Source organism: Bacillus cereus group sp. BfR-BA-01453 (genome assembly GCF_022662915.1).
GTDB classification, from domain to species: Bacteria; Bacillota; Bacilli; order Bacillales; family Bacillaceae_G; genus Bacillus_A; species Bacillus_A paranthracis.
Window position 1 is genome coordinate 1 of sequence record NZ_JAKUEN010000017.1, and the last position, 18742, is coordinate 18742.

Genomic DNA, 18742 nt, shown 5'->3' on the forward strand with positions numbered 1-18742 from the left:
CCTCATTTCTATCGTTGATTCCATTATAACGAGGTTTTTTGATAAAAATACACAAAAACCCCGAATCATGGGGCTTTTTTTTAGTGTCCATGATTCGGGGTACAGTTCAAAGTGGTGCTTCAAGATTCTTTTATTCCCCCTGATCGCCAAGTTTATTTTTTCGCTTCCTTTTCTCAAAATGAAGTAGAAGAGTTACACAAGTACATCGTGATAGATGCAGAAACAAAGAAGGAGCTGCAAAGCGGTAAAAGTTATCATCGCTATGATAATCTTTATAAAAAATAACCCACCAACAGGCGGGTTATTTTTACTTTGGCACACTCATTAATTTCTCTTTCATTTTACGAATAAGAATGATAGCGCCAATTGTGAAGAGAAGGGTGATTCCTTCTGCAACAAAGATGTTAATTGTTTTCGTTTGGTAAAGTGCCGCGAAGAAGTCTACAAGTGCGTGGAATAGTATAGCGTACACAAGGAAGATATACTTCTTCTGTTTTACTGCGTATAAAACAAGCATTGTAAAGGCGATTTGCAGCACGAGTGCCATAATTCTTTCTAAGCTGCCAAGGAAATATAAGTAGGCAGGTTGCTGAATTAACATGTCCTGTAGGCGGCTTAGTTTTGGCATTTTTTCGACCATCTGGGCGAAGCTACCGTTGTTAATTGAATTCGCAAATATAAGTGCTTGGAATGCAGAGAATCCGCCAACTAAAATGGATTCAATGCCGCCGTGACCAATTCCGTAAGCGAAGCCATCTTTATATTCTTGATATTTTTTTAGTAAGAAGAAGAAGGCAACAAAGCGTCCTAATTCTTCAAAAATACCAGCAGTGAGTCCGACATAAAGTGCGAAGCCAAATGGATTTTCTAAAATTGGAGCGATTGCTGGATTACCGCGCATAAATAGGTGGAATGGTGTTTCGAGAATTTGGGTAAATCCGATAAAGATAAGAACACCAACGCCGACTACTTTCCAATTTATATTATATTTTTTACGGAAATAAACGAGTACAATAATTGGGACCAGAATCGAGACAATGAGTTGAAAGATGATGCTGGCAATTACAGTATTTGAAACCATATTTTCACCGCTTTCTAATATATGTACATATCTATTATGCATGAAATATTTTATAAAGAAAATGAATTTACTTATTGACTCTAACGTTGCGTTATACTTTATCGTATGTATTAAGGGGGAGATACACATGGCAATGAAGGTAAAAGAAGTGGCTAATTTAGTTGGAATTAGTGTGCGCACACTGCATCATTATGATGAAATCGGGTTGTTAACCCCAGACGAGACGACAGAGTCTGGATATCGTCTGTATTCCAATGAAAATTTAGAGACGTTACAGCAAATTTTATTTTTTAAAGAACTAGGCTTCCCTTTGAAGAAAATTAAAGAAATTATCATGAGTCCATCATTTGACCGGGAAGAGGCATTACAGCTTCATAAGAAAATGCTTCTTGAAAAGCGTGCTAGGTTAGATAAAGTGATTGCGACGATTGATAAAACAATTCAGTATACAAAAGGAGAGATTGAAATGACGAACAAAGAGAAATTTGAAGGATTCGATTTCAGCCATAATCCGTACGAAGAAGAAGCACGTGAAAGATGGGGAGACGCAGCTGTAGATAAAGCGAATGAATATGCAAAAGGTATGTCAAAAGAGAAGCAAGAAGAGTTTAATGCTATTTACAGAAATTTAGCGGCACTTAGACATGGTGCACCTGATTCCAAAGAGGCGCAAGAAGCTATCAAAGTATGGTACGATTACTTGCAAAACTTCAGTCACTATTCATTAGATGCTTTTAAAGGGCTCGGCCAAATGTACGTCGCTGATGAGCGCTTTACGAAAAATATCGATAAGTTTGGCGAAGGTTTAGCGCAGTTTATGTGTGATGCGATGGAGATTTATGCGGATCGTAATAAATAGTAAAAAATAAAGAAGGTGGAGGTTCTCTCCGCCTTCTTTATTTTTTTATCATATCATTTAAAGTCTGATCCCCTGTATTGTTCAAATGAGGATTTTTACTCATTTCACGTTTTAACATATCGAGGCTTTGCGTATATTCTGTATCATTTAATGCGCCAGATTGAAGTCCTTGAATTTGAGAAATCAACTTTTGGTCTGTTGATACATATGCTTTATAATAGCGAGGGACGATGGATAAAGCAGCTCTATATACTTGATCCGCTACAAGTTTCGGATCCGTTGTGTTTGCACGGTATACAACAAATACTTCATCGTCTGTAACGAGCGTAGCAGCATTTGTAACGTCAGGGAGTTTAACTGTCATGCTTGTAATCATTTCAGCGACTTTTTCACGGTTAATGGCTCCTACTTGTTTATTAGACACTTCATGCTTTTGTTTAGATGAATAGCCGACTCTCGTTAATCGTGTATTTGTATTTTCCGTATGATACATGTCGTTTTTATTGGAAACAAGAACACGACTTCCTTCTTCACGTTCCATTTCGGCTTTATTTGTTTGGCAGCCTGCAAATAAGGAAAGAGTGAGGAGAGAGAGCATAATTTGTTTTTTCACGATGTATCACCTCCTTCTCCATAGCATGCACTAATTTGCAAATTTTTGTATTTGAAATTGTTGGTTGGTATGCTTTGTGATACGATAAAAAGAAGAATGCTTAGAGAGGAAGTTAATGATGGAGCAAAAGCAAGAGATTCATGCTACGGTGAGCATTAATAATGTTCAGTACGAAGTAATTAAAAACTTTCGTGACGGTTTTAGTGAAGAAGCATTTAAAGAGCGCTATGCAGAAATTTTAAATAAATATGATTACATCGTTGGGGACTGGGGTTATGAGCAACTTAGATTGCGCGGATTCTTTGATGATAGTAACCAGCGTGCGACATATGATACGAAAATTAGTACGTTATCGGAGTATTTATACGAGTATTGTAACTTCGGTTGTGCACACTTCGTATTACGAAAAGTGAAGAAGTAAAAAAATCCTCTTACGATTGTAAGAGGATTTTTTGCATTATAAACAAATCGAGATATGATCGCCTTCAGAAAGTATTGTATTTGGTTTCATTTGTTGTCCGTTCAATTGAATATCCCCGTTTTTAATTTTATCCACAATGCGTGTACGGCTCCAGTCGGAAATATATGTGGATAATGCTTTATCCATCCGGTGAGAACCGAAAACAAGGTCTAATACAATCGTAATTTCAGCTATACCACTTTCTTTATGCTGTGTAATGGAAATGGTAGTAGTAGTTGCTTCTATTTGATCTTCCTGCGTCATATCGACTGTTTCAACGTGGTCAGTATATGATTTATAAATACGCAATTTTTGATTCCACGTATGATCTTTCGGACATTTATAAATGGCAAAGCGGTATATGTTTTTTCCGTTGGCGTTATGCCTACGAATATTTGTGTCGGTAAATAGGGTAGTGCGTCTGCAATTTTTACAATACTTTTCGATTGTATTTTGCTCGTTTTCATATAAACTCCAAGAAAGTTGTACTTTCTGCATTTTCCTTCACCTCTTATAGTAGTGGTAAAGAAACGTAATACAGCTATTTGGATGTCTTGTAGTATGAAGAAAGGAGAAAAAGACAAAAATAAAAGGAGGTTCCCTAAAGAGGAACCTCCGTAAACATCATACTACAGATGCAATACGTTCCTTTGTAATGGGAATGGGCAGACTACTCCCTTGAAAAAGCGTGGTGCTTTTTTGAGAGTAATGCTATCCAATTGCTGGTCCATTACAAAGTAAATGTTGGCATACGTAGATAACGTCCTTTCTATCCAAATAGATTTATTTTTCATTATAACACGTATAATTGAAAATTCAAAATACTTAAAGTGAAAAAACACCAGCTAAAAAGCTGGTGCCTAAGATAAATTATATAAGTTCAAATAAAAATGAGCGTAGTTCTTCTGCAATTTCTTCAGTCATAGAAAATGCGTGCTCTAAGTAGCCTGGTTCGTTTAAATCGTCAGCACCAATGATTGCAAATTTATTACGTTGCATATCAAGGACAATTGTTTTACCGTAATGACGATTGGAGTATAGTAGCGCTAAATCATGACGCTCATTTTCTCCCATAAAGCTAACGAAACGAGTTTTTGTAGCGACAGTGTCGTCGTACAGAAAGAAACGTTCTTCCATACACATGGCTCCTTTTATTAAATATCTAAGTTTAAGTGTGGCTTATGATCTAAATGGTGATGCGTTTTAATGAATCGTACTGTTCTTGTTTTGTAACGCATTACGATAGAGTATGTTTCAGCTAAATCTCCGCCTAGGAATTTCACGCCGTCTAATAACTCACCAGCAGATACACCAGTTGCTGAGAAGATTGCATCATCACCAGATACTAAATCGTCTAACATAAGAAGTTGACGAGGATCTTCTAATCCCATTTCACGACAACGAGCTTCTTCTTCTTCGTTCATTGGAACTAAGCGAGCTTGCATTTCACCTTCAAGGCATTTTAATGCTGCTGCAGAAATAACGCCTTCTGGAGCTCCGCCAATACCTACGAATAAATCAATACCAGTTCCAGGTAGTGCTGTTGCGATTGACGCACCAACATCACCGTCACCAAATAATTTTACGCGTGCACCTTTTGCACGAACACGATCAATAATATCTTGATGACGTTCACGTTCTTGAACGATAACTGTTAGATCGCGAATCTTTTTATTGTTAGCTTCCGCTACAATTTCAATTGTTTTTTCAATTGGATCATCTAAGCTAATTTTACCAGCTGCTTTTGGACCAACCGCGATTTTTTCCATGTACATATCAGGAGCATGAAGAAGGTTTCCTTTATCTGCGATTGCGATAACTGCCATTGCATTTGCAAGACCTTTTGCAACGATGTTTGTACCTTCTAATGGGTCAACGGCAATATCTACTTCTGGACCGTTACCTGTTCCTAGTTCTTCACCAATATATAACATCGGTGCTTCATCAAGTTCTCCTTCACCAATTACAACTGTACCTGCCATGTTTACTGAATCGAACATATCACGCATTGCTGTAGTTGCTGCATCATCTGCTTCGTTTTTCTTTCCGCGGCCCATCCACTGTGCGGATGCTAATGCTGCTGCTTCTGTTACACGGACAATTTCTAGTGCGAGTTCACGTTCCAAGATTCCATTCCTCCAATTTCAAAAATCATACAAATATAACTATAACAAATTACGGGGAAAAGGTGAATTCGAAAAATTGTCGATTTTTTCAGAAGAAAGCGTTACAATTAAAATGTAAATGCTTTAATTTCCAGGTAGGTGACATTCATGTATTTTGTAGACAGAAAGAAAATAGAACAAATGCTAGTATGTTTAGAACGAGCAACAAGTACATTTCAAGAGAAAAAGATATATGAAACCGAGTTTGAATTTTACGCATTAGAACGCATAGCTCATCTAATGATTGATTCTGTATTAGATGTGGGGAATGCGATGATTGATGGATTTATTATGCGCGATCCAGGAAGTTATGAAGATATTATCGATATTTTAATGGACGAGCGAGTGATAAGTACAGAAGATGGACAAGGGATGAAAGAAATTATCCTTCTTCGAAAAATGCTTACGCAAGATTATATTCAAATGAATCATGATGAATTATATAAGACGATTCAAAAACATATTGCAGTGGTAGAGAAATACCCAGCAAATATTCGCAGTTATTTAGAGAAGGAATTAGGACCTGTATCTGCATTTGTACCAGAATAATTATGCTTATAAGATCCCCAGAGAATGCCTTTTGGGGGTCTTATATTGTATGTGAGGGAGAAGGGTGAAGCATGGGGGAAGCACGTACGACAAAAGATGAAATTGTGCAGTTGTTGAAAGTAAAGGGAGAGCACACCGTAGCGGAACTAGCTGAAATTTTAGAGATTACAGAAATGGCAATTCGAAGACATTTAAGTAATCTTGAGAAAGATGGTTTCATCTATTCCAAGATGGTAAGGCAACATGTCGGAAGACCAACTTATTTGTATGGATTAAGCGAAAAGGGAGAAGATACATTTCCGAAAGAGTATAAGCAATTTGCGATTGATATGCTAGAAGATTTAGCTCGAATGGGCGATGAAAAAATACTTCGTTACGTTTTAAAAGAGAGAACGAAGCGTATGGAAGAACAGTTGCAAAAGCGAGTGAGTAATCAAAAGAATTTAGCATATAAAGTGCAAGAGATAGCAGCTATGCAAGAGAAAAATGGTTATATGGTTCAAATCAAGAGAGACGGAGAGAACTCTTTCGTAATTGAAAAACAAAACTGTCCGTTAAAGGAAATCGCTGAGAGATTCCCGCAAGTGTGTGAAGATGAAAAAGAGATGTATAATCGTTTATTTGCGAACGCAGATGTAAAAACGCTAGCAAACATGTGCGAGGGTGATTGTAGTTGTTCTTACCAAATAAAAGAGAAAAAATGAACGTTATGGGGCGCTTTAAGGTAAAGCGTTTTTTTCTTTTGGAAAAGCGGGTAATATAAGAGTGGTATGATAAGGTGAGAACGTTAGCATAGAAGGAGAGACATAATCGATGTATAAAGGTTACTTAATTGACTTAGACGGTACAATGTATCGCGGGGAAGAACAAATTGAAGAAGCGAGCGACTTCGTCAAAGCGTTAGGAGAGCGCGGTATTCCATATTTATTCGTTACGAATAACTCAACTCGTAAACCAGAACAAGTGGCAGAGAAACTTGTTCGTTTCGATATTCCAGCGAAAGCAGAGCAAGTATTCACAACGAGTATGGCAACAGCAAACTTCATTTACGAACGTAAACAAGACGCAACTGTATATATGATTGGTGAAGAAGGCTTACATGATGCACTTGTGGAAAAAGGATTTGAACTTGTGGATGAAAATCCTGATTTCGTTGTTGTTGGTTTAGATCGTGACATCACATATGAAAAATTAGCAAAAGCTTGTCTTGCTGTGCGTAACGGCGCAACGTTTATTTCTACAAATGGAGACATTGCCATTCCGACTGAGCGCGGATTATTACCAGGTAACGGTTCATTAACATCAGTTGTAGCAGTATCAACAGGTGTGGATCCAATCTTTATCGGAAAACCAGAATCAATCATTATGGAACAAGCTTTGAAAGTGCTTGGCATAGAAAAGAATGAAGCATTAATGGTTGGGGATAACTACGATACAGACATTTTAGCAGGAATAAATGCTGGTATGCATACGCTTCTTGTCCACACTGGAGTAACAACTGTGGAGAAGTTAACAGAATATGAAGTACAACCAACGCAAGTTGTGCATAACTTGACGGAGTGGATTGAGAAGATGTAATGAAAAAAGCTGTTCCAAACTTTGGAGCAGCTTTTTTTGATATTTGCGGGCACCCGATTAGTGTGAGCTAATATTCAGTTGTGAATGGTGTCGATTTTTGTCGGTAAGTCGATATATTTAGAAAATCGCCGATATAATCTGAGTTGCGCTGATATATTTAAAAAATCGCTGATATCGTTGTATTTAGAATGCACGATTCACAACATCTTTAACCTCTTCAAGATATTGTTTACGCACACTATTATCCACAGAAGGAACACTCGTATAGAATGTATGCTCAATTGTTTCAATACCTGTAAATTCAAAGATACCAACATCTGTTGTCTTCTTCATTGCTTCAAACATACCGCCTGCTGTGTATGCCTCTTTCGTATTTCCCATTGTAGATAATAATAAGCCTTTTTTACCACTTAATAACTTCTCAATACCATTTTCACCGTAAGCATAAGCGAAGCCGTGGCTAAATACACGGTCAACGTATCCTTTTAAAATAGCAGGAAGTCCCGCCCACCAAACTGGATAAATGAATGTAATGCTGTCAGCCCAAGAGATATGCTCTTGCTCATCTTTAATATCTTCTGGTGTGTTTCCTTGAGAAAATGAGATGAAATCGGAAGCGCCTAATACTGGGTTGAAGTTTAATTCGTATAGATCGCGAACGCGTACTTCATGACCTTTTTCTTCTAATTCACTTGTTACTGTTTCTAAAATCGCATGGTTGAAGCTTTCTGTATTTGGGTGTGCATAAACGATTACATGTTTCATTGTTCTTCCTCCTATTTGTGGATATGTGAATGGTTTTTTTATTTATGTAACTATTATGGTTACCTCTATTGTAAGAGTCAACTTTTTTGACGTGAGAAATAAAGAAGAAATGTAATTAGCTAATATGGGATACATGTTAGTATGTTACAAAAAAATACAAAATAGTAGGGATTTTGCATTTCTCAATAGAATATATAGATTGGTAAATAGAGCGAGAAGGGGATATGGGGATGAATATTATTGAAATTGAAAGGTTAGAAAAATCGTTTGATATTGGGGATAGTAAAGTAAAAATATTAAAAGGCATTAATCTTCAAATTCAAAAAGGAGATTTTGTCTGTATTATGGGGGCTAGTGGATCGGGTAAAACGACATTACTTCAGTTGTTAGGTGGATTAGATATTCCGTCAGTAGGTAGTATTCGAGTTGACGGTACAGAGATTTCAACATTAAAAGAAAAAGAGCTCGCTTTATTTAGACGGCATAAAATCGGTTTTATTTTTCAGCAGTTTAACTTGATTCCGGTGTTTAGTGCAGAGGAGAATGTGGGGTTGCCGTTACTGTTAGATAATGTATCGCAAAAGAAGGCAACGATGACAGCAACTCGTTTATTAGAACTCGTCGGGCTAAAGGGAAAAGAAAAGCATTTACCAGCGCAATTATCAGGTGGGCAACAGCAAAGGGTTGCGATCGCAAGAGCTTTTGCAAATGAGCCGGCTATTATATTAGCTGATGAACCAACAGGGGCATTAGATTCGGAAAATAGCAAAAATATCATTGCGGCACTTCGCAATGCGTGTGATGAGTTAGAGCAAACAGCTGTAATTGTAACGCACGACCCGTTTGTAGCGGCTCATGCTGATAAAGTTGTTTTCTTATTAGATGGTGAAGTGATTCATGAACACGCTGAAAGTAAAGGATGGAAATTTCGAAATATCCCGCAACAAGTTACTCATATTCAAGAGATTATGAATCGCCACTTTAAAGTAGGAGGTAAAGGTGATGCGATGGGTAATTAAATATGCGGTAAAATCGATGAAACAAAATTGGCTGCGAAATATGTTGATCGCTCTCGGTGCAGCTTTAGGTGTTATGTTAGCAACGATGTTATTGCTAGGCAATCAATCAGTAGAGAAAAGCGTGAAGGAACAAGTAGTAAGTCGGTATGGGGATTATAATTTACAATTTGGTTATATAAAAAATGATATGTATTTAAATAATGAAAGTTTAAAAGGAATAGATGGCTTAGAAAATGCTGAAAAAATATCAAAAGTACTTATACCGTATCCTTTTCCAAATTATAAAGAGCTATCAGGAAAGCCGTCCTATTGGGGTGTTGAGCAAGATTCTCCAGAAATGCATTCTTATAAAATATTAGAAGGTCGATATCCGAAAGAAGGTGCTGAAGTAGCGCTGACAAAAGGGTATACAGAACGTGAAAATATACGGTTGGGAGATACGATTAAACTACCATTCCCGCAACATGGAGAAAAGAATGTGAAAGTCGTCGGCATTTTAAATCCGCCGTTAATGGCGGCAATGGGGCATGGGGCTTATTTTCCAATCCAGTGGCTTCAAAAAGAATTACATCTATCAAATCAGTTCAATCTCGTTCAAGTGAAAACAGCCGATGTAAATGTGAAAAGGGCGATTGCTCTTGATGTAAATAAGAAGATAGAAAATATAAAGGTGGATCAACGTACTTATGTAGATAAGGCATTTGAACGACTAAATATAATGAAGCCTTTAATTTTTAGTTTAGGTGGTATTGCCTTATTTGTAGTAGCCCTTTTAATAATGGGAAGTTTCTTCTTATCTGTCAGAAGTCGATTTAAGCAATGGGCATTACTACGTGCACTCGGTAGTAACCCAAATCAAATTATAGTAGTCGTTTTATTAGAGGCTTTATGTATCGGAGCGATCGGATCGCTAGCAGGGGTTATTCTTGGGGCAGGTACACAAACTATCGCCGCATCTTTTATTAACAAATGGGTGAATATTGAGGGGGCAGGGAAAGCATCATTCTCTATTTCAGGTGAGGTTCTACTCATTACGTTTTTACTAGGGGTTGTTATGTCTGTCATAGGGGCTATTATACCAGCTTTCATGGTTAGAAAGATTCCACCAGTTCAAGCACTTCGCCCAGGTCTTCCTAGCGATGAAAAAAAAGAAAAGAGATGGAGTGCTTTTAGCCTTAGCATTTTAATCATTGGTACTGTGATTGGACTCACGGGTAGCATATTAGAGCAGTATATCGGTTTTAATCCAAGTGCGATAGGAGCGCTTTTATTTGCGGTCGGTTTGTTATTTGCGATTCCGTTATTTATTCGCGTAATAGCACCAGTGATTGCAAAACCGATTCAAATGATATTACGAATTGAAACGACGATTAGTAGTCGGAATGTCATTCGTTATCGAAATAAGGCAGCTGTGTCGGTTGCTATACTAGCATTTGGTTTTATGTTAGCACTTGTTGGAACGATGTATGTAAACTCTATGTATGAAGGTATGAAAAAAGGATTACAAAAACATTTACCAGCGGACTTAGTAGTAAGAATTCCAGTAGAGTCGCAAGGAATAGAAACATTACCGTTTAGTTGGATGGAGAAGATTAAAAAAATTGATGGTGTAGAGGCGAGTGATGGGAATGCTACTGACTTTACAGCAAAGCTTGTGAATTATGACTTTAAAAAAGCGAATCAAGAATGGTATGAATTTATGAAAAAAAACAATTTGAACTCTGATTCAATGGAAGTTGTAGGTAATGATATTGTAGCGTATCAGAAAGTAACAAAGGCGAAAGTGATTGCAGGACAAACTTTAAATAAGCCATTAGAAGATGGTGAGGGAGTCATTACGAAGGAAGTGGCTAAAAATTTAGGGCTTCAGTTGCAAGATACGTTTGAAGTAAAAGGAAAGGGAAAAGAAAAACAAACGATTAAAGTCGTTTCGATTATTGAGCAAGGATTAAGGTTAAGAGGGTTAGATGTTTTTGTAAATGAACAATGGGCTCGCGATAAGTTTCATGTACAAGGATATGAAGCGATTCAAATTATGACAAATTCTAATCAGTCATTTGAAGCAATTAAGAAGCAAGTAAAAGAAATTACAAAGAATAAAGAGAATATAGAAGTTATAAACAGTTATGATTTATTGAAAGAACAAGAGCAGTTATTATCACAAATGATGATGTTAATTCGCTTGTTAGTTGTAATTGTTTTCATTATTTCTGGTATAGGATTAATGAATGCGATAGTCGCAAGTTTACATGAAAGACGTGCTGAAATTAGTATGATTCGTGCGGTAGGAGCTATCCCAAAGCAAATGAGAAGGATCGTTTTATTAGAGGGAACTTTACTTGGAGCGATAGCTGGTTGCATTGGCATTTTTGGTGGGATTTTGTTTAGTTATATCGTGTTATCAAGCTTAGAGTTAACGGTTATTATTATTCCGTATAATCAAGTGGTCATACTGGCTTTAGCTAGCGTGATGCTTGGAGCGGGGGCAGCATTGATTGCGTCATTACAATTAAGAAAGTTCAAATTAAGTGATACTTTAAAAGAGTTATCAGCATAAAAGGCTGTTACACACCACTCATACAAAGAACAAAGAAAACAAATAAAATAATGATAATACCAATGCCGAAGTTAAATACGAGAGTACTATCCATATATGTAACCTCCTGATTTGAAAGTAAAAAGCACTCTAGACAAGAGTGCTTTTTTATTTTGAGTCTACTGCACAACTTTTAGAAAAGAATTCATGCATGTAAAGAGTTACATTATTTTATGTGCGTATGCTTTGAAATGAGTAAGTCCTTGTCAGGTATAGAAAAAAAGACACTCTTTCGAGTGTCTTTCAAGATGACAAAATGTGCCAATTGCTTGAGTTTGATAAGGCGCTAATATCCGTTTTAACGCCTTTTCTTTGATCAAGAAGTGTAGCAACAGCGATTCGAGTAAATTGTACCATTTCTTCCATGGGCGTGCGTATGCAATTGTGCATATTTCAATTAGAGGGAAATGAGGCTTTAAAAATGAATGATTATATATAGAATATTTGATAAGGGGAGAGCAGGATGAATATACATAAGTTAACGGTAGAAGAAGCAAATGAGGTAAATACGTGGACGTACGAAGAGCCTTATAATTTGTATAGTTTTTCAGGTGAGGAAGAAGTAATAGAAGAATTATTAGATGGAACGTATTATGGCTGTTGTGACGATAATGGGGAGTTTATTGGCTATTTTTGTTTTGGAGAAAATGCACAAGTTCCAGGGGGAAGAGATGCTCATTTATATGGTGGAGAAGATGTAATTGATATCGGACTTGGCATGAAGCCAGCGTTAACAGGGAAAGGGCTGGGGAAAATGTTTTTTCAAGCTGGGATAGCCTTTGCTGTTAAAGAATTTAGGCCGAAAACGTTTCGACTTAGCGTAGCGACATTTAATACAAGAGCGATTACGCTATATAAAAACATAGGTTTTCAGCAAGGTCCTATTTTTTTGAGTCGCGGAAGAGAATTTATGCTCATGGAATATGAAAGACCGTCAGTATGAAACTGACGGTCTTTCATATTTTATTATTCCGAATGCTCAGCTCTGTGCGCTAAACGGCTTGAAGCAGCGGCAGCGATTCCGCCAACGATATCATCAAGGAATGTATGCACCTTTCCAGTTGATTTATCATTTAAGTATTCTAAAATACCAGGTTTTAATTTATCGATATATCCAAAGTTTGTGAAACCGATAGAGCCGTACACATTAACGATAGAAAGTGCGATCACTTCATCAATTCCGTATAAGCCTTCATCACGTTTTACGATATCTTGTAACGGCTCACTTAACATTCCTTTTTCAGCGAGAACATCGAGTTCGATACCTGTAATCAGTGCGTTTTGTACTTCACGTTTTGATAATACACGCTCAACGTTATAACGGCATTCTGACATCTCTAAATTTGGATGATATTTTTTTTGAAGAAAATGAACAAGCTCAGCAATATCGTCAATTGTTACACCGCGTTCTTGTAATAGTTGTAATGCTCTTTCTTGTAGTTGATTTGATTCTTTCATGTTTATCACCTTTTTTTCTTTTTAGTATTTGTATACGTTTCGTTGCTTTATCATGTGCATAGGAATGAAAGGCGAGCACAAGCTCATATATATAAAGAAAAACCATAGGTGGCGACTGCGATGATTCATCATATTTATGAGCATTATCACATGCATGTTAAAGAATTAATCCCCCTTGGCCCCTATAAAAGCTTTTGGATTCGCAACAAAATTTATGTACTTGTTCCAATTGGAGAAATGGAGGAAGAAGTACTTGTAGAGATGAAAAAGCTCAGTGACTATATGAACCAGCAAGGGGATATAACTGTAGCGACTTTCGTTCCGACTATACACGGCTACTATGTAAGTGAGATAGAAGAACAAAATTACTGCTTATTAAAAGGTATGCGCGCGTTAGAACGACATGCTACGTCATTAGGAAGTGAGCTTTCTATATTCCATAAACGAGGTGCATTCTTTCCAGAAGAAATTGAGCAATTAAGCCGCATTGGCGAATGGAAAGCGTTATGGGAAAAAAGGCTCGATCAGTTAGAAAAGTTTTGGCAGTCACAAGTGATGAACCACCCTACAGACGTATTCGATCAATTGTTTATTGAATCCTTCCCGTATTACTTAGGAGTTGCGGAAAATGCCATTCAATATGTTGTTGATACAGAAATGGATGACACACCGCAACTAACGGATGCAGCAACAATTTGCCAAGAACGATTCACACCTTTATTATGGCATCAAACGAAGCGTCTCAAACTCCCTTTTGATTGGGTGTATGATCACCCAACTCGAGATATAGCAGAATTAATCCGCTATATGATGATTGAAAAAAAGAAAGACTGGGAGCAAACAATCGTTCAATTTGTTACAGATTATGAACGGAATTATTCGCTATCCTCATTTGGGTGGCGCCTATTATTTGCAAGACTGCTGTTCCCACTTCACTATTTTGAAACAGTCGAACGATATTACCAAACTGGAAACGAAGAACAAAAAAGCATATATAGAGATCGCTTAGAAGCCATTCTACACGATGTGAACCGCTCTGAGCAATTTATGAAGCATTTTTATGGCTCACTCCGTTTACCAGTTGATAAGCTTGGGATTAGAAAATTAGATTGGCTGTCTTAAAAATATAAAAAAGAGACCGATTGAGGTCTCTTTTTTATATACCACAATTGTATGTAATACATTATGCCCCTACCTGTTGATCTGCACATATATTTAAAATGAATTGATGTTGTTCAATTTTTTCATTTACTTTACTCAATAATTCTTGCTGGATTTCTTTAAATAAAAATTGATAGCTCGCATTCCATGTTGGTATAACGGATGAAAGGTCTAATAAATACTCTTTTTTCTTTTCTAGTTCTTGAATTGTTAAAAACGTGTTCCCCATTTTTGGCATGTGTCGTCCCCCTATGTTTTTTACTTTATATGTGTGAACGATTCACTATATAGTATCAATTATCGCATTTTTTGAGAAGGATTTCCAATTTTGTTTTATGATGTTAACGGATAAATGTGATTTGTATAAAAAAAGGAGACCAAATTTGGTCTCCTTTTAGCAAGTGGCTTTGAACGAGCCGCTAGATAATATCTAGCTCTAGCGGCTAAAATGTTCGGTGGCTTCGCTTCTTCCGCCGAGGCAAAAAGCGCCTCTATGTCAGAAGCTCCATCCCCCTCACATTTTGAACGAGCCGCTTCCGCTTTTAATTAAAATACTTGTTCTACTTCGATAACGCCTGGTACTTCTTCAAGTAATGCGCGTTCGATACCAGCTTTTAGTGTGATTGTAGAACTTGGGCAGCTTCCGCATGCACCCATAAGGCGTAATTTTACGATACCTTCTTCAATGTCTACTAATTCAACGTCTCCGCCATCGCGAAGTAAGAATGGACGTAATTTATCTAATACTTCTAGTACTTGTTCTTGCATATGTGGGTTTTCCATTTTTATCGACTCCTTTCATCAGTTTTATTATAATCAAGATAGAGGGGAAAATCTATTTTTTCTGTTCTTGTTTTATTGCCGAAATTTTTTATCATGTTTACAACGTGTTTTTTCAGTATAGGGGTATGGAATAAGTTTGTAAAATGATGTGCTTATGTAATAAGGTATCTGAATATACTGTCAGAACAAGAAGTGGGGGAGAAGAAATGGTTAATGTGCAAGTGTATGGGACGAAAGTAATTTGTGCGAGCTGCGTTGGAATGCCATCTTCAACAGAAACGTTTGAGTGGTTACAGGCGGCGATTGGTCGTAAATATGAAGGACAAGAAAATAAATTTAATTTCGAGTATATTGATTTTCAAGAAGAACAAGAAGATGAAGAGAAAAAAGCATTCGCAGAGCGCGTAGTGGAGGAAGATTTATTTTATCCGGTCGTTCTTGTAAATGGAGAAATTGTTGGAGAAGGAAATCCTCGTTTGAAGGATGTTTACGAAGAAATCGAGAAATATTTATAAAGCAGGAAGTCTTTGCGAATTTGCAAAGGCTTTTTTATTGGAGGTATAGATGTGGAGAATGTAGTAAAGCATGCGTTACCAAAAGAAGTAGAGCGGTTGATGGAGCGATACATAATAGGGTTAAAAGAAATTTTTTTAGATGAAAAAATAGTTGGCGTATATATTTACGGATCCATCGCACTCGGTGCATTTCATGCAGAAACGAGCGATGTTGATTTTGTCACGGTAATAAGTGATCCCGTGAATGAAGCTGAAAAACAGCAACTTGTAGAGCTTCATAAGAAACTTAGTGGTAGTACGTTAGGGAAAAGAATGGATGGTATGTATATTCCGCTTGCTGATTTAGGAAAATACAATGATGAAATGAATGAGTACGTGTATTGTGCAGATGGTAAGGCGAATATAGGACATTGGGATATTAATGCAGTCACATGGTGGACATTGAAAAATCAAGGTATTACAGTGAGCGGGAAAGAAGCAGAAGACCTTTCGTTCCAAATAAGGTGGGATGATGTAGTAAATACGATGAAATACAACGTAGAACAGTACTGGAGCGGGAAGGCGAAGCGATCATATTTATTCTTTATAGAAGAATGGGTAGAATCAGCGGTCGTTACGATGGGGCGTATTTTATATACACTAGATCATAAAACAATCGTTTCAAAAGATAGAGGATTGCAATACTTGTTAGAACATTCATCGGAAGAATGGGAGCTTTTATTAAAAGAAGTAGCGAGAATACGGCAGAACCCAAAAGAAAAGAGAATGCTCTCAAGGTGGAGAAGGGCAGATATGACGAAGAGGTATTTGCTGCACTTAATTGAGACGTGTAGAGAGAAATGGTAGGGAAGAAAATGGACGATACAGTTCGGTGTATTGTCTTTTTTTATATACATTTTGGTATATAATGGTTAAAAAGGTTTAATTATACTGGAGGGGATATGGTGAACACGGAATTAGTTACATATAAAGAAAAGAATGTACAAATGAGTATGCTAGAAGTAATCGGTATGATCGTAATTATTTTTGGGGTAATGTATGGAATTGGTTATTTGAACTTTTTATATGAATTCTCATTATATCCGTGGTATGTAAATCATCTCATTTCACCCTTCACGTTTTGTATGATTATTGTAATGTATGCACCGGCAAGAAATTACTGTGTGCATTTACTAAAATCAATACAATTAAATAACTCAAAACATTATGTAACAATAATAATGACGATGATCGTACTGCTTATATATCTTGCGGTATTAAATTTAGTTTTACCACATGGGCGTCGTGTGGAGGAATCTAATATAGTAATAGAGCCTACTAAAAATGAAATCATTTTATATGTAGTTGTACTCACGATTTTTGCGCCGATTTGGGAAGAGCTTGTATTCCGAGGTATGTTTTTTATGAAATTATCTCAGCGCTTCTCTACACTTAGTAGTGCCGTTATAAGTGCTTTCATATTTACTTTAGGGCATCCCCTTACAGTAGGGAGTATTTTATATATTTTTGGTATAGGCATAAGTTTAGCCTACACCTATAAGAAAACAAACAATTTACTCGTTCCAATTGGAATTCATGTATTAAACAATTCATTTTATTTATTAGTAAATTTTCAACTGTAAAAAAGACGCCTTTTTGAAAGGGCGTCTTTCGTATTTTGTAGAGGAAAGATAATACGAAATATGGATAGTTTCATGTGAAACATTTTTATTATCAAATATACAAAATGGTTAACTTAGTGTATTAAACCTATCATTCATAAGTATTCTAATATATTAAAAAACAAAATGGAATAATAAACGAGAAATTGTCGGAATATATTCGATTTCCATTCATTTTTATGAAATATATGTCCTTTTTGTTAGATTCCTTCTTTTTATTTCTATAAAATACACGTATGTAGATATGAGAAAAGGATGATGTACGTGAAGGAAACTGTTTTACAAGAAAAAATTTCTCCGCAAGAGTTGCATAAAGTTGTTCAAAAGAATACAGCTTATTATGACTTTAAGTGGGGCAAAGTAGAAAATCCAGCGCAAGGAAATACGTGGAATTGGGTAGCCTTTTTCTTCCCTCCCTTTTGGTTAGCTTATCGTAAAATGTATAAGTTGTTTAGTATACTTATGTTATTATCGGTTCCTAGTATACTGATCCCTCCTTTTATAGACATTCCAGATGGGATTTTTTTATCAATTGGTTTAGTTCTTCAATTAGGAATAATGATATTTACTGGATGGCAAGGAAATCGTTTATATTATAAGCATGCTGTTCGTATTTTGCATAAGGGAGAAAATATGCCTGATCATGAGAAGGCATATTACTTACAATCAAAGGGTGGCGCTAGTTTTGCTGGCATGGTTGGTTTACACATTATAGTTGGGTTAGTATTTGGCGGAGCCACGTTCGGACTCTCCTTTTTACCAACTGAACCAAATATAAAAAACGTTGTTCGTTCAAGTGATGAAGGATTTACTTTAGAGATTATGACGGATAATCCAACTTGGAAGTTTGTGAAGAAAGAAAAAGATTATGATGTAGTAGAATTTACTGGATATGATTATACAGAAAAGAAAAACGTGAAAATAAAATTTGCTGTTTATTTCGATGAAGATTATTTCGAGTGGCAAGAAGTATATGAAAATAATAAGAAGTTAAGTGAAGAAGAGTTAGAAGAGTATCAATTTTATATTGAAGAAAATAGTTGGAGTTTCTAGTGAGAACTCATTCATTTTGAAAAGAAGAATCTTGTAAGGATTCTTCTTTTTTTATCCTTTTTGGCAAGAAGACTCCATCTGATTTGTGTTACGGGTGAAACCCAACAATTCAGGTGGAGATGAATTGCCGTCATAAGGTAGATCAAACACTTTTGTTTCTTTTTGTCTTATGATACAATCTGCCTTTAGGTAAGGAGGGAATAGATCGTAAGACACCGAAATTGGATAATCATAATCATTTTGTTATTTGAGCCAATAGGAATTGCGATGAAGACTATGTTCACATTTTGTTTCGTTCCCAATATTGATTTGCCAAAAGTAATTAACAGTTACAAAAGTGTTAGTTCTTGTTTCGTGAAACGAGATTTCCTAAGATAAAATACGATTTTAGAAAAAAAATTAATGAACTCTCTAAGAAAGGTGGTG

The 18742-nt window shown here is 36.4% G+C and carries 22 protein-coding genes and 2 pseudogenes; 15 read left to right on the plus strand and 9 right to left on the minus strand.

The window, feature by feature from the left end:
- Positions 1-96: 96 nt before the first annotated feature.
- Positions 97-285 (plus strand): annotated as a pseudogene (locus MR070_RS27260) (hypothetical protein); the annotation flags it as partial.
- A 22-nt stretch (positions 286-307) separates the two neighbouring features.
- Here MR070_RS27260 and MR070_RS23130 read toward each other — a convergent pair.
- Entirely contained in the window at positions 308-1123 is an 816-nt protein-coding gene (locus MR070_RS23130; protein WP_242262078.1) for a YhfC family intramembrane metalloprotease, read from the minus strand.
- A gap of 85 nt (positions 1124-1208) precedes the next feature.
- On the opposite strand from MR070_RS23130, the gene MR070_RS23135 reads away from it, so the two are divergent.
- Positions 1209-1940, plus strand: coding sequence for a MerR family transcriptional regulator (locus MR070_RS23135; protein WP_139896233.1), 732 nt, complete (start codon positions 1209-1211; stop codon positions 1938-1940).
- 37 nt (positions 1941-1977) lie between these two features.
- On the opposite strand, the gene MR070_RS23140 is transcribed toward MR070_RS23135, so the two are convergent.
- Positions 1978-2553 (minus strand): YhcN/YlaJ family sporulation lipoprotein, encoded by a 576-nt coding sequence (locus MR070_RS23140; RefSeq protein ID WP_000744209.1) that lies wholly within the window; start codon positions 2551-2553, stop codon positions 1978-1980.
- 118 nt (positions 2554-2671) lie between these two features.
- Here MR070_RS23140 and MR070_RS23145 point away from each other — a divergent pair, with 118 nt between their 5' ends.
- Positions 2672-2974 carry a YutD family protein gene (locus tag MR070_RS23145; protein ID WP_000435941.1) on the plus strand — a complete coding sequence of 101 codons (303 nt, stop codon included), beginning with the start codon at positions 2672-2674 and terminating at the stop codon, positions 2972-2974.
- A gap of 36 nt (positions 2975-3010) precedes the next feature.
- Here the strand turns inward: MR070_RS23145 and MR070_RS23150 are convergent, their stop codons facing one another.
- The 3 genes from MR070_RS23150 to glpX all read right to left on the minus strand — a co-directional run bounded on the left by MR070_RS23150 (position 3011) and on the right by glpX (position 5139).
- Complete coding sequence (locus tag MR070_RS23150) at positions 3011-3511, minus strand: cytoplasmic protein (protein ID WP_138320825.1); 501 nt, start codon at positions 3509-3511, stop codon at positions 3011-3013.
- 372 nt (positions 3512-3883) lie between these two features.
- Positions 3884-4150: a DUF3055 domain-containing protein gene (locus MR070_RS23155; protein WP_153595644.1), complete on the minus strand. Its 267-nt coding sequence runs from the start codon at positions 4148-4150 to the stop codon at positions 3884-3886.
- Positions 4151-4167: 17 nt separating this feature from the next.
- A complete protein-coding gene (gene glpX / locus MR070_RS23160; RefSeq protein WP_000439090.1) occupies positions 4168-5139 on the minus strand; it encodes a class II fructose-bisphosphatase in 972 nt (323 codons plus the stop codon).
- A gap of 147 nt (positions 5140-5286) precedes the next feature.
- On the opposite strand from glpX, the gene MR070_RS23165 reads away from it, so the two are divergent.
- From MR070_RS23165 to MR070_RS23175, 3 genes are all read left to right on the plus strand, one after another.
- A complete protein-coding gene (locus tag MR070_RS23165; protein WP_000274015.1) occupies positions 5287-5727 on the plus strand; it encodes a DUF86 domain-containing protein in 441 nt (146 codons plus the stop codon).
- Positions 5728-5798: 71 nt separating this feature from the next.
- Complete coding sequence (locus MR070_RS23170; RefSeq protein WP_000503352.1) at positions 5799-6431, plus strand: helix-turn-helix transcriptional regulator; 633 nt, start codon at positions 5799-5801, stop codon at positions 6429-6431.
- 109 nt (positions 6432-6540) lie between these two features.
- Positions 6541-7305: a TIGR01457 family HAD-type hydrolase gene (locus tag MR070_RS23175; protein WP_000276467.1), complete on the plus strand. Its 765-nt coding sequence runs from the start codon at positions 6541-6543 to the stop codon at positions 7303-7305.
- Between the two features lie 183 nt (positions 7306-7488).
- On the opposite strand, the gene MR070_RS23180 is transcribed toward MR070_RS23175, so the two are convergent.
- Positions 7489-8070, minus strand: a complete 582-nt coding sequence (locus tag MR070_RS23180; RefSeq protein WP_242262079.1) for an NAD(P)H-dependent oxidoreductase — start codon at positions 8068-8070, stop codon at positions 7489-7491.
- 230 nt (positions 8071-8300) lie between these two features.
- Here MR070_RS23180 and MR070_RS23185 point away from each other — a divergent pair, with 230 nt between their 5' ends.
- The 3 genes from MR070_RS23185 to MR070_RS23195 all read left to right on the plus strand — a co-directional run bounded on the left by MR070_RS23185 (position 8301) and on the right by MR070_RS23195 (position 12628).
- Positions 8301-9089 carry an ABC transporter ATP-binding protein gene (locus MR070_RS23185; RefSeq protein WP_242262080.1) on the plus strand — a complete coding sequence of 263 codons (789 nt, stop codon included), beginning with the start codon at positions 8301-8303 and terminating at the stop codon, positions 9087-9089.
- The gene (locus tag MR070_RS23190; protein WP_242262081.1) at positions 9073-11646 is read left to right on the plus strand and encodes an FtsX-like permease family protein; all 2574 of its coding nucleotides are present in this window, start codon (positions 9073-9075) and stop codon (positions 11644-11646) included. The genes MR070_RS23185 and MR070_RS23190 overlap by 17 nt, the downstream gene beginning before the upstream one ends.
- Positions 11647-12148: 502 nt before the next feature.
- The gene (locus MR070_RS23195; RefSeq protein WP_242262082.1) at positions 12149-12628 is read left to right on the plus strand and encodes a GNAT family N-acetyltransferase; all 480 of its coding nucleotides are present in this window, start codon (positions 12149-12151) and stop codon (positions 12626-12628) included.
- 23 nt (positions 12629-12651) lie between these two features.
- Here the strand turns inward: MR070_RS23195 and MR070_RS23200 are convergent, their stop codons facing one another.
- The gene (locus MR070_RS23200) at positions 12652-13143 is read right to left on the minus strand and encodes a phosphatidylglycerophosphatase A family protein (RefSeq protein WP_000665103.1); all 492 of its coding nucleotides are present in this window, start codon (positions 13141-13143) and stop codon (positions 12652-12654) included.
- Between the two features lie 120 nt (positions 13144-13263).
- On the opposite strand from MR070_RS23200, the gene yutH reads away from it, so the two are divergent.
- The gene (yutH, locus tag MR070_RS23205) at positions 13264-14265 is read left to right on the plus strand and encodes a spore coat putative kinase YutH (protein ID WP_000581272.1); all 1002 of its coding nucleotides are present in this window, start codon (positions 13264-13266) and stop codon (positions 14263-14265) included.
- Between the two features lie 61 nt (positions 14266-14326).
- Here yutH and MR070_RS23210 read toward each other — a convergent pair whose 3' ends face one another.
- Together MR070_RS23210 and MR070_RS23215 are read right to left on the minus strand one after the other, a co-directional pair.
- Entirely contained in the window at positions 14327-14542 is a 216-nt protein-coding gene (locus MR070_RS23210; RefSeq protein WP_001125488.1) for a hypothetical protein, read from the minus strand.
- A 308-nt stretch (positions 14543-14850) separates the two neighbouring features.
- On the minus strand, positions 14851-15087 hold the full coding sequence (locus MR070_RS23215; protein ID WP_000431159.1) for a NifU family protein: 237 nt from the start codon (positions 15085-15087) through the stop codon (positions 14851-14853).
- 206 nt (positions 15088-15293) lie between these two features.
- Between MR070_RS23215 and MR070_RS23220 the strand changes: the two genes are divergently transcribed.
- The 5 genes and pseudogenes from MR070_RS23220 to MR070_RS27330 form a co-directional block, all read left to right on the plus strand.
- Positions 15294-15602: a DUF1462 family protein gene (locus tag MR070_RS23220; RefSeq protein WP_000248594.1), complete on the plus strand. Its 309-nt coding sequence runs from the start codon at positions 15294-15296 to the stop codon at positions 15600-15602.
- 51 nt (positions 15603-15653) lie between these two features.
- The gene (locus MR070_RS23225; protein WP_242262083.1) at positions 15654-16448 is read left to right on the plus strand and encodes a nucleotidyltransferase domain-containing protein; all 795 of its coding nucleotides are present in this window, start codon (positions 15654-15656) and stop codon (positions 16446-16448) included.
- A gap of 98 nt (positions 16449-16546) precedes the next feature.
- Positions 16547-17224, plus strand: coding sequence for a CPBP family intramembrane glutamic endopeptidase (locus MR070_RS23230; RefSeq protein ID WP_242262084.1), 678 nt, complete (start codon positions 16547-16549; stop codon positions 17222-17224).
- Positions 17225-17521: 297 nt separating this feature from the next.
- On the plus strand, positions 17522-18316 hold the full coding sequence (locus tag MR070_RS23235; protein WP_242262085.1) for a DUF2628 domain-containing protein: 795 nt from the start codon (positions 17522-17524) through the stop codon (positions 18314-18316).
- Between the two features lie 260 nt (positions 18317-18576).
- A pseudogene (locus MR070_RS27330) lies at positions 18577-18717 on the plus strand (transposase); the annotation flags it as partial.
- Positions 18718-18742: the final 25 nt, after the last annotated feature.

Bases quoted from the DNA above. Each gene is read 5' to 3' on its own strand.
- MR070_RS23195 (WP_242262082.1), top strand. From the start codon at position 12,149: ATGAATATACATAAGTTAACGGTAGAAGAAGCAAATGAGGTAAATACG.
- MR070_RS23135 (WP_139896233.1), top strand. From the start codon at position 1,209: ATGGCAATGAAGGTAAAAGAAGTGGCTAATTTAGTTGGAATTAGTGTG.
- MR070_RS23170 (WP_000503352.1), top strand. From the start codon at position 5,799: ATGGGGGAAGCACGTACGACAAAAGATGAAATTGTGCAGTTGTTGAAA.
- MR070_RS23235 (WP_242262085.1), top strand. From the start codon at position 17,522: ATGTACGTGAAGGAAACTGTTTTACAAGAAAAAATTTCTCCGCAAGAG.
- MR070_RS23200 (WP_000665103.1), bottom strand. From the start codon at position 13,143: ATGAAAGAATCAAATCAACTACAAGAAAGAGCATTACAACTATTACAA.
- MR070_RS23215 (WP_000431159.1), bottom strand. From the start codon at position 15,087: ATGGAAAACCCACATATGCAAGAACAAGTACTAGAAGTATTAGATAAA.
- MR070_RS23180 (WP_242262079.1), bottom strand. From the start codon at position 8,070: ATGAAACATGTAATCGTTTATGCACACCCAAATACAGAAAGCTTCAAC.
- MR070_RS23190 (WP_242262081.1), top strand. From the start codon at position 9,073: ATGCGATGGGTAATTAAATATGCGGTAAAATCGATGAAACAAAATTGG.
- MR070_RS23165 (WP_000274015.1), top strand. From the start codon at position 5,287: ATGTATTTTGTAGACAGAAAGAAAATAGAACAAATGCTAGTATGTTTA.
- MR070_RS23155 (WP_153595644.1), bottom strand. From the start codon at position 4,150: ATGGAAGAACGTTTCTTTCTGTACGACGACACTGTCGCTACAAAAACT.
- MR070_RS23145 (WP_000435941.1), top strand. From the start codon at position 2,672: ATGGAGCAAAAGCAAGAGATTCATGCTACGGTGAGCATTAATAATGTT.
- MR070_RS23150 (WP_138320825.1), bottom strand. From the start codon at position 3,511: ATGCAGAAAGTACAACTTTCTTGGAGTTTATATGAAAACGAGCAAAAT.
- MR070_RS23130 (WP_242262078.1), bottom strand. From the start codon at position 1,123: ATGCATAATAGATATGTACATATATTAGAAAGCGGTGAAAATATGGTT.
- MR070_RS23185 (WP_242262080.1), top strand. From the start codon at position 8,301: ATGAATATTATTGAAATTGAAAGGTTAGAAAAATCGTTTGATATTGGG.
- MR070_RS23220 (WP_000248594.1), top strand. From the start codon at position 15,294: ATGGTTAATGTGCAAGTGTATGGGACGAAAGTAATTTGTGCGAGCTGC.
- MR070_RS23175 (WP_000276467.1), top strand. From the start codon at position 6,541: ATGTATAAAGGTTACTTAATTGACTTAGACGGTACAATGTATCGCGGG.
- yutH (WP_000581272.1), top strand. From the start codon at position 13,264: ATGATTCATCATATTTATGAGCATTATCACATGCATGTTAAAGAATTA.
- MR070_RS23210 (WP_001125488.1), bottom strand. From the start codon at position 14,542: ATGCCAAAAATGGGGAACACGTTTTTAACAATTCAAGAACTAGAAAAG.